This window comes from Luteococcus sp. H101, from assembly GCF_038433155.1.
GTDB lineage: Bacteria > Actinomycetota > Actinomycetes > Propionibacteriales > Propionibacteriaceae > Luteococcus.
Genome location: NZ_JBCDMW010000006.1, coordinates 61,012 through 73,843 on the forward strand (window position 1 = coordinate 61,012; position 12,832 = coordinate 73,843).

9 protein-coding genes are annotated in these 12,832 nt (G+C 68.6%); 6 read left to right on the forward strand and 3 right to left on the reverse strand.

The features are described from left to right. Nucleotides 1-197 precede the first annotated feature (197 nt). Nucleotides 198-1,388 (reverse strand): zinc-dependent alcohol dehydrogenase, encoded by a 1,191-nt coding sequence (locus AAEX60_RS01655; RefSeq protein WP_342100657.1) that lies wholly within the window; start codon nucleotides 1,386-1,388, stop codon nucleotides 198-200. Nucleotides 1,389-1,626: 238 nt separating this feature from the next. On the opposite strand from AAEX60_RS01655, the gene AAEX60_RS01660 reads away from it, so the two are divergent. Next, the gene (locus AAEX60_RS01660) at nucleotides 1,627-3,750 is read left to right on the forward strand and encodes a catalase (RefSeq protein WP_342100659.1); all 2,124 of its coding nucleotides are present in this window, start codon (nucleotides 1,627-1,629) and stop codon (nucleotides 3,748-3,750) included. Nucleotides 3,751-3,985: 235 nt separating this feature from the next. On the opposite strand, the gene AAEX60_RS01665 is transcribed toward AAEX60_RS01660, so the two are convergent. Next, nucleotides 3,986-4,780, reverse strand: a complete 795-nt coding sequence (locus AAEX60_RS01665) for a dioxygenase family protein (RefSeq protein WP_342100660.1) — start codon at nucleotides 4,778-4,780, stop codon at nucleotides 3,986-3,988. A 59-nt stretch (nucleotides 4,781-4,839) separates the two neighbouring features. Further along, nucleotides 4,840-5,589: a FadR/GntR family transcriptional regulator gene (locus AAEX60_RS01670; RefSeq protein ID WP_342100661.1), complete on the reverse strand. Its 750-nt coding sequence runs from the start codon at nucleotides 5,587-5,589 to the stop codon at nucleotides 4,840-4,842. 204 nt (nucleotides 5,590-5,793) lie between these two features. Between AAEX60_RS01670 and AAEX60_RS01675 the strand changes: the two genes are divergently transcribed. The 5 genes from AAEX60_RS01675 (at nucleotide 5,794) to AAEX60_RS01695 (ending at nucleotide 12,727) form a co-directional block, all read left to right on the forward strand. Further along, the gene (locus tag AAEX60_RS01675) at nucleotides 5,794-7,449 is read left to right on the forward strand and encodes an L-lactate permease (protein WP_342100662.1); all 1,656 of its coding nucleotides are present in this window, start codon (nucleotides 5,794-5,796) and stop codon (nucleotides 7,447-7,449) included. Between the two features lie 38 nt (nucleotides 7,450-7,487). Beyond that, complete coding sequence (locus tag AAEX60_RS01680) at nucleotides 7,488-8,267, forward strand: (Fe-S)-binding protein (RefSeq protein ID WP_342100664.1); 780 nt, start codon at nucleotides 7,488-7,490, stop codon at nucleotides 8,265-8,267. After that, nucleotides 8,264-9,862: a LutB/LldF family L-lactate oxidation iron-sulfur protein gene (locus AAEX60_RS01685; protein WP_342100665.1), complete on the forward strand. Its 1,599-nt coding sequence runs from the start codon at nucleotides 8,264-8,266 to the stop codon at nucleotides 9,860-9,862. Before AAEX60_RS01680 ends, AAEX60_RS01685 begins: the two co-directional genes overlap by 4 nt. Next, a complete protein-coding gene (locus tag AAEX60_RS01690; RefSeq protein WP_342100666.1) occupies nucleotides 9,859-10,515 on the forward strand; it encodes a LutC/YkgG family protein in 657 nt (218 codons plus the stop codon). The genes AAEX60_RS01685 and AAEX60_RS01690 overlap by 4 nt, the downstream gene beginning before the upstream one ends. 283 nt (nucleotides 10,516-10,798) lie before the next feature. Then, a complete protein-coding gene (locus AAEX60_RS01695; RefSeq protein WP_342100668.1) occupies nucleotides 10,799-12,727 on the forward strand; it encodes a BCCT family transporter in 1,929 nt (642 codons plus the stop codon). The last annotated feature ends 105 nt before the right edge of the window (nucleotides 12,728-12,832 follow it).

Genomic DNA, 12,832 nt, shown 5'->3' on the forward strand with positions numbered 1-12,832 from the left:
AGCGGAGCGCTTCCCGGGGGAAGTGTGGGCTCCGATCACCGAGGGTCCGCGGCAAGACTGGGCGGACCAACCTCACCACCATAGCTGATGGATGAGATTGGTCCCGCATCCAGCCTTGTCACCCGCGTCGGGGCAGCTTTGCTCGATGGTCCAGAATCGCGTCCCGGCCACAGCGGCCGCAGAATCCGGGCGCCAGGTCAGCGAGTGGGATCCAGCACCACCTTCACGCAGCCATCCTGCTTTCGTTGGAAAGTCTGGTAGGCCTGCGCAGCCTGGGACAGTCCCAGCCGGTGGGTAGCCAGGCTCTCGGTGCCCAGCAGGTCCACGTCGCGCCGGAGCAGCTCCAGCAGTTCGTCGGTCCAGTTGCGGACATTGCACTGCCCCATCCGGATGGTCAGGTTCTTGTCGAAGAGCTGCATCAGGTTGACCGGGTCCGCCGCCCCGCCATAGACGCCGGCCACCGAAACCGTTCCGCCGCGGCGCACCGCGTCGAAGCTGGCCTGCAGGGCGGCCAGCCGGTCCACTCCCAGCTTCTCGGTGAGCTTGCGGGCGATCGGCTTGGGCAGCTTGCCCACCGCGCTCACCACACCCTCCGCGACGGGGGAGCCGTGGGCCTCCATCCCCACCGCCTCGATCACCGCGTCGGCGCCACGGCCCCCGGTGAGCTCCCGGATCGCCTCGCCCGCGTCGGGAGTCCGACGCAGGTCCACTGTCTCGACGCCGAATCGCCGGGCCATCTCCAGCCGCTCGTCGACCAGGTCCACGCCGATCACCCGATCGGCGCCCTGCTGCAGCGCACACCGGGTGGCGAGCTGCCCTACCGGCCCCAGGCCGAAGACGGCCACCGTCTGTCCGGGGCCGACATCGGCATACTTCGCGGCCTGCCAGGCGGTGGGCAGGATGTCGGACAGGTAGAGGTAGCGCTCGTCGACGCCATGCTCCGGCACCTTCACCGGCCCGTACTGGGCCTGCGGCACCCGCACGTACTGCGCCTGGCCGCCGGGCACCTGTCCGTAGAGCTTGGTGTAGCCGAACAGCGCGGCCCCCTTGCCCTGATCGGTGACCTGGGTGGTCTCACACTGCGACTGCTTGCCGTGGGTGCACATGAAGCAGTGGCCGCAGGAGATGTTGAAGGGCACCACCACCCGGTCCCCGACGGCCAGCGGCCCGGCCTCGGGCCCAACCTCCTCCACGATCCCCATGAACTCGTGCCCCAGCACGTCGCCCCGGCTGAGGAAGGGGCCGAGCACCTGGTACAGATGCAGGTCCGATCCGCAGATTGCCGTCGAGGTCACCCGGATGATCGCGTCAGTGGGCTGCTCGATCCGTGGGTCGGGCACCTCGGTGACTTCCACCTGCTGCGGCCCCTGCCAGGTCAGTGCCTTCATCTGCTGCTCCTCTCTCGGCCGGGGCAAAGATCCCGGCGGATCCGTGACGTCGTGGAATCTATGTCCCGGATTCGGGTGGCAACAGACCCGCAAGGGTGGGTTCCTGACCGGCCGGAAGGCAACGAAAACCCGCCCGCAAGGGTGTTTTCGACGCGTGGTGGCCACGCCACAGTGAAGGGGATACGCCCGGCGACCCCCGTCGACCCAGGCAGCACAGTGACCGGCCCAAGGAGGACCGATGACAGACAAGACCCCCAACCGCGCTCCCAAGTACCCGGCCCAGAAGCCCGCGGACAACCCGGTCTGGCCCGACGACCAGTTCGGTGAGGGCGGTGAGCGGCACCAGCAGGCGTCGGGCAAGGACGAGGTGTTGACCACCCAGCAGGGCGGCCCGGTGGCCACCAACCAGAATGTGGCCACCGCCGGGGTCCGCGGCCCGGCGCTGCTGCAGGACCATGTGCTGCGGGACAAGCTCTTCCACTTCGACCACGAGCGCATCCCGGAGCGCGTCGTGCATGCGCGGGGCACCGGTGCCCACGGCGTCTTCGAGACCTACGAGAGCCTGGCAGAACTGACCATGGCGGACCTGTTCGCCCGCCCCGGGGAGAAGACCGAGGTCTTCGTCCGCTTCTCCACCGTCGCCGGCAACAAGGGTTCCTTCGACCTGGCGCGCGATGTGCGGGGCTTCGCGGTGAAGTTCTACACCAAGGAGGGCAACTGGGACCTGGTGGGCAACAACATCCCGGTCTTCTTCATCCAGGACGCGATGAAGTTCCCGGACCTGGTGCACGCGGTGAAGGAGGCGCCGGACCGTGGCTTCCCGCAGGCACAGAGCGCTCACGACAACTTCTGGGACTTCGTCTCCCTGATGCCGGAGAGCACCCACATGCTGCTGTGGGCCATGAGCGACCGCGGCATCCCGCGTTCCTTCCGCTTCATGGAGGGCTTCGGCGTCCACTCCTACAAGTTCGTCAACGCCAAGGGCGAGGCGCGCTTCGTGAAGTTCCACTGGAAGCCGCTGCAGGGCCTGCAGTCGGTGACCTGGCCGGAGGCGTTGAGCATCAACGGCGCGGACCCGGACTTCCACCGTCGTGACCTGTGGGACGCCATCCAGGCCGGCGACTTCCCGCAGTGGGAGCTGGGCGTGCAGGTCTTCGACGACGACTTCGCCGAGTCCTTCGACTTCGACGTGCTGGACCCCACCAAGTTGATCCCGGAGGAGCTGGTCCCGGTCCGCCCGGTGGGGAAGATGACGCTGGACCGCACCGTGGACAGCCACTTCGACGAGACCGAGCAGGTGGCCTTCATGACCCAGAACATCGTGCGCGGGATCGACTTCAGCGACGATCCGCTGCTCCAGGGCCGCAACTTCAGCTACTTGGACACCCAGCTGAAGCGCCTGGGCTCCACCAACTTCACCCAGCTGCCGGTCAATGCTCCGCGCTGCCCGGTGGCCAATTTCCACCGCGACGGCCACATGCAGAACGACGTGCACACCGGCCGCGCCAGCTACGAGCCGAACTCGTGGACGGGCGAGCAGCGGGGCCCGCGGGAGAGCGAGGAGCGGGGGCTGCGCTTCCAGCCGGAGCAGGTCACCGGCGCCGTCCACCAGGCCCGGCCCGAGAGCTTCGCGGACCACTACTCGCAGGCCCATCAGTTCTGGATCAGCCAGACCGAGGTGGAGCAGCAGCACATCGTCGAGGCCTTCTCCTTTGAGCTGGGCAAGTGCGAGGTGCCGCAGATCCGCCAGCGGATGCTGGCCAACCTGGCCAATGTGGACGCCGAGCTGACCCAGCGGGTGGCCGACGGGCTGGGGATGGAGGTGCCCAAGGCCGCCCCGGCCGCCGTCGCGCCGAAGACCGACCTGCCTGCTTCCGACGCCCTGAGCATCCTGAAGAATGGCCCGAAGGACTTCGCCGGCCGCAAGCTGGGTCTGCTGGTGGGGCCGGGCAGCGACGCGAAGCAGCTGCAGGCGCTGGTGGCCGCCGTCACCAAGGCCGGTGGGCAGGTGGAGGTGATCGCCCCGTCGGTGGGCGGCGTGACCCTGTCCGACGGCAGCGTGCAGCCCGGTGGCCAGGCGATCACCGGCACCAAGGCGGCGCTCTACGACGCCGTCGCCCTGCTGCTGACCGAGCAGGCCGCCAGCCAGCTGGCCGACGTGCCGCAGGCGCGGGACTTCCTCACCGAGGCGCAGGTCAACTTCAAGGTGATCGGCTGGACTCCCCAGGCCAAGCCGCTGGTGGTGGCCGCGGGCGTGAAGCCGGACGGCGGCTGGACCGGGCTGGATGATCCGGCCGCTGCGGTGCGCGACTTCGGGGCGCTGCGCTTCTGGGAGCGCGATGTCAGCGCCCCCGCCCAGTGAGGGAGGAAAACCCGTTGCGTGCGGACGCTCGGCCTGCCTACCGTGGGGTCACACGGAAAGGAGGTGGTCCGACGATGTATTTCCTTCGGACGAGTGAGGTGGCTGGCCGCTAGGCAGCCCATCAGGACTTCCTGGTGAATCCACACCAGCCATCGGGCCCCCGGGGTGTCGGACGTCGTCCATCCGACGCAGACCCCGGGGGCTTCTTCATGCCCGTGCAGAGCCCGGGCAGGGCTCAGGCGAACTGCCAAGAGCGCTTGCTCAGGCCGTACCAGAAGCCGTCGATCTCACTCGATGCCTTGATCCCGCCGGTGGCATCGGCCGCCCCCAGCGCCACGTAGAGCGGCGCCCAGTGCTCGGTGCGGGGGTGCGCCTCCAGTGCGCCGGGTGCGCGCTTCTCGAAGTCCAGGATGGCGTCGACGTCCCCGGCCGCCACGGCCTCGGCCGCCCAGTGGTCGAATTCCGCGCTCACCGTCGGCGGGGTGCCGTCGGCCGGCTGCGACGGGTTGAACCAGCGCAGGTTGTGGGTGGTGAAGCCGGAGCCGATGATCATGGTGCCCTGCTCCCGCAGCTCGCCCAGCGCACGCCCCAGCTGGAAGAGCCGCTGCGGGTCCAGGGTGGGCAGGCTGAGCTGCAGCACCGGGATGTCGGCCTCGGGGAAGAGCTCCACCAGCGGCACATAGGCGCCGTGGTCCAGCCCACGCGACGGGTCGTGCCGCAGCGGGTTGTCGGGGCCGGCCACCAGCTGGGCGACGTCCATGGCCAGGTCCGGCGCCAGCGGGGAGTCGTAGGTCACCTGGTAGTAGCGCTCCGGGAAGCCCCAGAAGTCGTAGACCAGCGGGTTCCTCCGTTCAAAGGAGCTGACCGTGGCGGGCGCCTGCTCCCAGTGGGCGGAGACCATCAGGATGTTCTTCGGGCGCTCCATCCGGGAGGACCAGTCATGCAGTTGGCCGGTCCAGATGGCGTCGTCGGCCAGCGGCGGGGCGCCGTGGCTGAGGAAGAGGATTGGCTGGCGGGTCTGGGTGCTCATGCCACCTCCAACAAATTGAAAGTTAAAGTATTCCCGGGGTGGCCGTCAGGATCCGCGCGTCAGCTCTGGAAGTCCTGCATCGGGAGCACCGAATAGGAGCCGCGAATGTGGGCCTCCACTCGGTCTGCGGCCAGGTCCCCGTCGCCGGCCTGGATGGCCTCGAAGATCCCGCGGTGCTCCGCCGCCAGCCTGGCCCGCAGGGTGGGCCAGTCGGCCATCCGTCGCTCGGCCCGCAGGATCGGGTCCCGCATGCTCTCCCGGACCGCCTGGGTCAGGTCGGCCACCAGGGTGTTGTGCCCCATCTGGGCCAGCCAGACATGGAAATGCGTGTCCTGGGCGTTGAACTCGCCGGGGTCCTCGGTCTGGTCCATCTGCTCCAACAGGTCGGCCACCCGGGACAGTTCGGGGGCTCCGGGGTGCTGGGCGGCCAGGTGCACGCTGCTGCGCTCCAGGGCGATCCGGGCCACCACCACCTCGTTCAGGGGGAACTGGGACAGGGCCACCTGCAGTTTCAGCAGCCGACCCAAGGCCTGGGAGCGGTCATTGATCACATGGGTTCCGGAGCGGGCGCCGCTGCCCACCCGGCTGGCCAGCACGCCCTGTGCCTCCAGGGTGCGGATCGCCTCCCGGACCGCCGGCCGGCTGACCTGCAGCTGGGTGGCCAGGTCCCGCTCGGCCGGCAGTCGGTCACCGACCCTCAGGTGCCCCTCCAGGATCTGGGTCTCGATGTGCTCCAGCACCGCCTCGAAGGCGCGCTGCGTCGTGGTGGCCGGGCTGGCCGACGGGTCGAAGGGGTCGGAGCTGCTCATGGGCCCAGTCTCGCACCTCTGGCGACGCGCGGCCGGGGTCCGACGGTGGCATTTCCCGCTCGAATTACACGCAGGAAATGTCGGCTATTCATCTCTTCCCAAGGACTCCGACGGCACTCTATGGTTAGACCAAATGAGGTAAGACCAAATGGTCGGCTCCTCGCCTCATCCCGTCAATCCCACCCCCGGACAACGGAGTCCCGCATGAATCCCTTCCGTCCCGAGCTCTACCCGCTCGGATCCGTCTGGCTGTCGGTGCTCGTCGCCATCCTGCCCCTGCTGGTGATCTTCGTCGGTCTGGGCATCCTCAAGTGGAAGGCGCACGTGGCCGGCCTGGCCGCCGTCGCCACCGCCCTGGCCACCGCCGCCCTCGGCTTCAAGATGCCGATCAGTCTCGCCGCACTGAGCGCCACCGAAGGCTTCGTCTTCGGCCTCTTCCCCATCGTGTGGATCGTCCTGATGGCCATCTGGTTCTACCAGATCACCGTGGTCAGCGGTCGCTTCGAAGATCTGCGCGCCACCTTCAACCTGATCAGCGACGACCCTCGGGTCACCGCCCTGTTGGTGGCCTTCTGCTTCGGTGGCCTGCTGGAGGCGCTGGCCGGCTTCGGTGCACCGGTCGCCATCACCGGCGTGATGCTGCTGGCCGTCGGCTTCCCCAAGCTGAAGGCCGCGCTGTCCGTGATGGTGGCCAACACCGCCCCCGTCGCCTTCGGTGCGGTCGCCATCCCGATCATCACCGCCGGCAAGGTCTCCGGCATCCCGTACGAGCAGATCGGGGCCATCGCCGGCCGGCAGACCGCCGTGCTGGCCCTGGTGGTGCCCTTCGTCCTGCTCTGGATCGTCGACGGGATCCGCGGCCTCAAGCAGGTCTGGCCGGCCGCCCTGGCCATCGGCGGGGCCTTCGCCGTCGCCAAGTGGATCACCTCCAACTACATCTCCGTCGAGCTCACCGACGTGATCGCCTCACTCGTGGGGATGGCGGCGGGCGTGGTCCTGATGCGCTTCTGGCAGCCCAAGGGAACGGCCGAGGCCCAGCAGCGGCTGGCCGACGAGAGCGCCGCCGAAGGTGGCAACATCGTGCTGGACCGCAGTGTGGACAACCACATCCCAGGCAGCAGGATCGCGATGGCGCTGCTGCCCTACATCCTGGTGGTGGCGGTCTTCTCCGTCGCCAACCTGGTGGGCCCGCTCAAGCGCGCCCTGGCCAGCACCGACGTGGTGATCAATTGGCCTGGACTGCACGGGCACGTGTTGAACGGCGCGGGCAAGGTGCACAGCTCCACCGTCTACACCTTCCAGTGGCTCTCCGGCGCGGGAACCCTGCTGCTGTTTGTCGGCATTCTGACCGCGATCATCTACCGGGTCTCCTTCTCTGCCGCGCTGAAGGAATTCACCGACACCGCCTACAAGCTGCGCTTCACCGTGCTGACCATCGGGTCGGTCGTGGCCCTGGCCTATGTGATGAACCTGTCCGGCCAGACCACCACCATCGGCACCTGGATCGCCGGGACCGGTTCGGCCTTCGCCTTCCTCTCGCCGGTGCTCGGCTGGATCGGCGTCGCCGTCACCGGCTCGGACACCTCCGCCAATGCCCTGTTCTGCGGCCTGCAGGCCACCGTCGGGCATGAGACGGGGTTGAACCCGACCCTGCTGGCCACCGCCAACACCACCGGCGGCGTCGCCGGCAAGCTGGTCAGCCCGCAGAACATCGCCATCGTCGCCACCGCCGTCGGGCTGGTGGGCAAGGAGTCGGTGATCCTGCGCAAGACCATCGGCTACTCCCTGGGCCTGCTGGCGCTGATCTGCCTGATGGTGGGCCTGCAGTCCACCCCTGTCCTGTCCTGGATGCTCCCGTGAGCACCCCCGTCCTGTCCCCAACTCGCAAGGAGCTCGGCATGAGTCCCACCCTTCCCGGTCAGGGCAAGCGCGTCGCCCTGTTCGCCACCTGCATCAACGACGCGATGTTCCCCGAGACACCCAAGGCGGTCGTCGCGGTGCTCGAGCGGCTGGGCTGTACCGTCGAGTTCCCCAAGGCCCAGACCTGCTGCGGCCAGATGAGCACCAACTCCGGCTACTTCGACGAGTCGGTCCCGCTGGTGCGCAACTACGTCAAGGCCTTCGAGGGTTACGACTACATCATCGCGCCGTCCGGATCCTGCACCGGTGCGGTGCGCGAGCAGCACCCGATGCTCGCCCGTCACGCCAAGGACTCCGGCCTGGTGGAGGCCGCCGAGGATGCCGCCAGCCGCACCTATGACTTCACCGAACTGTTGGTCGACGTGCTCGGTGTCACCGACGTCGGCGCCTACTTCCCGCACCGCGTCACCTACCACCCCACCTGCCACTCGGTGCGCGTCACCAAGGTGGGTGACCGGCCCTACCAGTTGCTCAGCAAGGTCCGCGGCCTGCAGCTGGTGGACCTGCCTGACGCCGACCGCTGCTGCGGCTTCGGCGGCACCTTCAGCCTGAAGAACCCCGACGTCAGCGTGGCCATGGCCACCGACAAGGCCCGCAATGTTGCCAGCACCGGCGCCGAATACCTGGTGGCCGGCGACAACTCCTGCCTGCTGAACATCTCCGGCGTCCTCAACCGGGGCAATGCGGGCATCAAGCCGATCCACCTGGCCGAGATCCTGGCCAGCACCGACGCCAGCCTGACGGGAGCCACCCGATGACCAACGAGACCGCTGAGATCCGCTCCACCCAGAGGACCCAGCTCAAGCTGGTGACCAAGAACAACCATGGGACCGCCCGCCTCACCCCGGCCCCGCCGCAGGGCGACCTGGTGGACTCCCCGCTGTTCCCCGAGGCCGCCAAGCGTGAGCTCGCCAACCCGGTGCAGCGCAAGAACCTGCACCACGCGATGGGCACCATCCGCGCCAAGCGCACCCGCGTCACCTCCGAGCTGGAGAACTGGGAGGAGCTGCGCCAGGCCGGCGAGGCGATCAAGAATCGCGTCGGCCGTCACCTCGACGACTACCTCGTCCAGCTGGAGGAGAACCTCACCAAGGCCGGCACCACCGTCCACTGGGCCCGTGACGCCAAGGAGGCCAACGAGATCATCGTCGGCCTGGTCAAGGGCAAGCTCGGCCCCGAGGACCTGCCCGAGGTCGTCAAGGTGAAGAGCATGGTCACCCAGGAGATCGACATGAACGAGGCCCTCGAGGCCAACGGTGTCGCAGCCTGGGAGACCGACCTGGCCGAGCTGATCGTGCAGATGGGGCATGACCGCCCGTCGCACATCCTCGTGCCGGCCATCCACCGCAACCGTTCCGAGGTGCGTGAGATCTTCCTGGAGGAAATGGGCAACTACGGCAAGGCCGCACCCGAGGACCTCGACACCGAGCCGAAGAACTTGGCCGCGGCCAGTCGCGCCCACCTGCGGGAGAAGTTCATGCGCGCCCACGTGGCCATCTCGGGTGCCAACTTCGCCGTCGCCGAGACCGGCACGCTGGCCGTCGTGGAGAGCGAGGGCAATGGCCGGATGTGCCTGACCCTGGCCGACACCCTGATCAGCGTCGTGGGCATCGAGAAGGTCGTCCCGACCTTCGCGGACCTCGAGGTCTTCCTGCAGCTGCTGCCGCGCAGCTCCACCGCCGAGCGGATGAATCCCTACACCTCGCTGTGGACGGGTCCCCGCGAAGGCGACGGTCCGCAGGAGATGCACGTCGTCCTGATCGACAACGGCCGCACCGACGTGCTCGCCGACGAGGTGGGCCGCGAGGCGCTGCGCTGCATCCGCTGCAGTGCCTGCATCAATGTCTGCCCGGTCTACGAGAAGGTGGGCGGCCATGCCTACGGTTCGGTCTACCCGGGCCCGATCGGTGCCGTGCTCACCCCGCAGCTGCGCAGCATGAAGAACCCGGTGGACCGCTCGCTGCCCTTCGCGTCCAGCCTGTGCGGCGCGTGCAATGACGTCTGCCCGGTGAAGATCCCGCTGATGCAGCTGCTCGTCCACGAGCGCCACAAGGCCGTCGAGGCGAAGAAGCAGCACAAGAGCTACAACGTGCACTTCGAACCGATCGCCATGAAGGCCACCAGCGTCATGTTCGGCAACGGCAAGCTGTGGGGCGCGGCCCTGGGGGCGGAGACCAAGGTTGGCGGCAGGGTGCTCGGCAAGTTCTTCGACCACATCGGTCCGATTCCCGGGCCGCTGAACCGCTGGACCGGCGCGCGCGATGTGCCGATGCTTCCCACGCAGAGCTTCCGGGCCTGGTGGGACGAACGTGAGAAGAACACCGGCAACAAGGCCAAGGGAGACCAGAAGTGAACGCGAAGGACGAGATCCTCCAGCGGGTGCGCACGGCACTCGTCGACGTCAAGGAGACCGACCCGGCCCTCGATGTCCCCGTCACCTGGCGCTATGAGCAGCCCACCGCCATGGACGACGTCATCGGCCGCTTCGTTGAGCGCGTCGAGGACTACAAGGCCACCGTCGTGCGCGTCGGCGGTTCCGACGCCGAGATCGCCCAGGCCGTCGTCGACGGACTGAAGTCGATCGAGGCGAAGGACGCCATCCTGCCCGTCGGCCTCCCGGCCGGGTGGCGCAGCGCCGTCGAGGCGGCCGGCATCACGATCCTGTCGGACGAGTCGCAGCTGACCAACGACCAGCTCAACGCCGCCGGTGCCGTCGTCACCGCGGCGCGCGTCGGGGCCGCCGAGTCCGGCACGATCATGCTCGACCACGCCGACGACCAGGGTCGTCGTGCCCTGAGCCTGGTGCCCGACGCCCACATCTGCGTGGTGCGTACCGAGCAGGTGGTCTCGGACATCCCCGAGGCCGTCGGCCGCCTGCAGGACTCCGTAAAGGAGCGGCGGCCGATCACCTGGATCTCCGGGCCCAGCGCGACCTCGGACATCGAGCTGAGCCGCGTCGAGGGAGTGCACGGCCCGCGCACGCTCTACGTGATCGTGGCCGGCTGACCGCTCATCCCATTCCACGGGCCCGACGGGGGACACCCCGCCGGGCCCGTCGGCTGTCCCCGGCATTCCTGAAGGAATGGTGGAGGCCCGGGGACAGCGGGGCGCTGATGAATCCGATCCGGGTGATGGGCCTAGTCAGAAGCGGTCAGGGGGCTGCTGGTCAGGCCCTTGGAGGCTGGTGCTGTCGGCTGGCTCAGGGCCCCACTGGGCAGGCGATGAATTAGGGCGGCGACCCGTTGGCTGTGTAGCTTCATAGGGTTGTCAATCCCAGGAGGCACATTCCATGGCCGAGCAAGATCGACCAGAAGACCAGAATCCGCCGGGCCGCAAGCGCCGTGAGCACGCCGAGCGTCACCGCCATGCCGACGCCGCGCGTCCCGTCGGCCACAAGCAGCGCACCGGCAGCCCGCTGTCGGCCGGGCGCCCCCGAGACCTGCTCGAGTCCAGCGGCGGCATCGCCCGGTTGACGGGTCAGGGCCGCGTGCTGGAGGCATCCCACCCCGCCCTCGAGCCGCCCGCCGAGGCGATGAAGAATGAGCGTCCGGGCAGCCTGGACAAGGTGGTCTTCGGGATCACCGCCGTCCTGTCCATCGCCTTCGTGATCTGGGGTGCGCTCGCCCCCAAGCAGCTGAACACCGCGTCGGGCCACGGCCTGGAGTGGGTGGTGGGCAATACCGGCTGGCTCTTTGCCACCGCCGCCACCGGCTTCGTCTTCTTCGTGCTGTGGCTGGCCGCCAGCCCCTACGGCCGGATCCCGCTGGGCCGCGACGGGGAGGAGCCCGAGTTCTCCACCGTGTCCTGGATCGCCATGATGTTCAGCGCCGGCATGGGCATCGGCCTGATGTTCTATGGCGCCGCCGAGCCGCTGGCCCACTTCGTCACCCCGCCGCCCGAGACCGGCGAGGCCGACGTCAAGCAGGCCATGGCCACCACCCTGTTCCACTGGGGCCTGCACCCGTGGGCGATCTACGCGATCGTCGGCGTGGCCATCGCCTACGGCGTCTTCCGGATGGGCCGTCCGCTGACCATCAGCGCCGTCTTCGAGCCGCTGCTGGGCAAGCGCCAGACCTACGGCCCCGGCGGCAAGATCATCGACATCTTCGCCATCTTCGCCACCCTGTTCGGCTCCGCCACCTCGCTGGGCCTGGGCGCGTTGCAGATCGCCGAGGGAGCCAAGATCGTCGGCTGGCTGGACGACGCCACCAACAAGTTCCTGGTGGCGCTGATCACCGTGCTGACCATCTGCTTCATCCTGTCGGCCGTCTCCGGCGTCGGCAAGGGCATCCAGTACCTGTCCAACATCAACATGGTGCTGGCCCTGGTGCTGGCCCTGTTCGTCTTCGTGGTGGGTCCGACGGTCTTCATCCTGAACCTGATCCCGTCCACGCTGGGCACCTACCTGCAGGACCTGATGATGATGAGCGCCCGCACCGGCGTCTCCGGCGGCGATGCCACCCACGAGTGGTTGGCCGGTTGGACCATCTTCTACTGGGCCTGGTGGGTCAGCTGGACCCCCTTCGTGGGCATGTTCATCGCCCGGATCTCCAGGGGCCGTACCATCCGGCAGTTCGTCTCCGGCGTGCTGCTGGTGCCCAGCGCCGTCAGCCTGATCTGGTTCGCCATCTTCGGTGGCGCGGCGATCAACTCGGAGAGCGCGGGCGCCGCGCTCAGCAAGGCCGGCTCCGAGGAGGCGACCCTGTTCGCGCTGCTGGACACCATGCCGCTGGCCACCATCACCTCCGTGCTGGTGATGATCCTGGTGGGCATCTTCTTCGTCTCCGGCGCGGATGCCGCCTCCATCGTGATGGGCACCCTGAGTGAGAACGGCACCATCGAGCCCTCGCGGTGGAATGTGATCTTCTGGGGCATCGCCACCGGCGCCGTCGCCGCCATCATGCTGGTCACCGGCGGTGAGGACGCCCTGGGCGGCCTGCAGCAGATCATCATCGTGGCCGGCCTGCCGTTCATGATCATCATGATCGGGATGGCGGTGGCCCTGATGAAGGACCTGGCGCGCGACCCGATGGTGGTGCGCGGCCGCTACGCCAAGGCCGCGGTGGAGAAGGCGATCGTCGAGGGCGTCACCGCCCACGGTGACGACTTCCACTTGGTGGTGGACCCCACCCCGCCCGGCCAGGGAGCCGGCTCGATGGTGGACACCTCCACCTTTGAGAAGATCACCGACGAGACCGAGGATCCGCGGGTCCACTGACCCGGGACAGTCCTCCTGAAAGCCGGCGGGGGGGGGGGGGGGGGGGGGGGGGGGGGGAGGGGGGGGGGGGGGGGGGGGGGGGGGGGGGGGGGGGGGGGGGGGGGG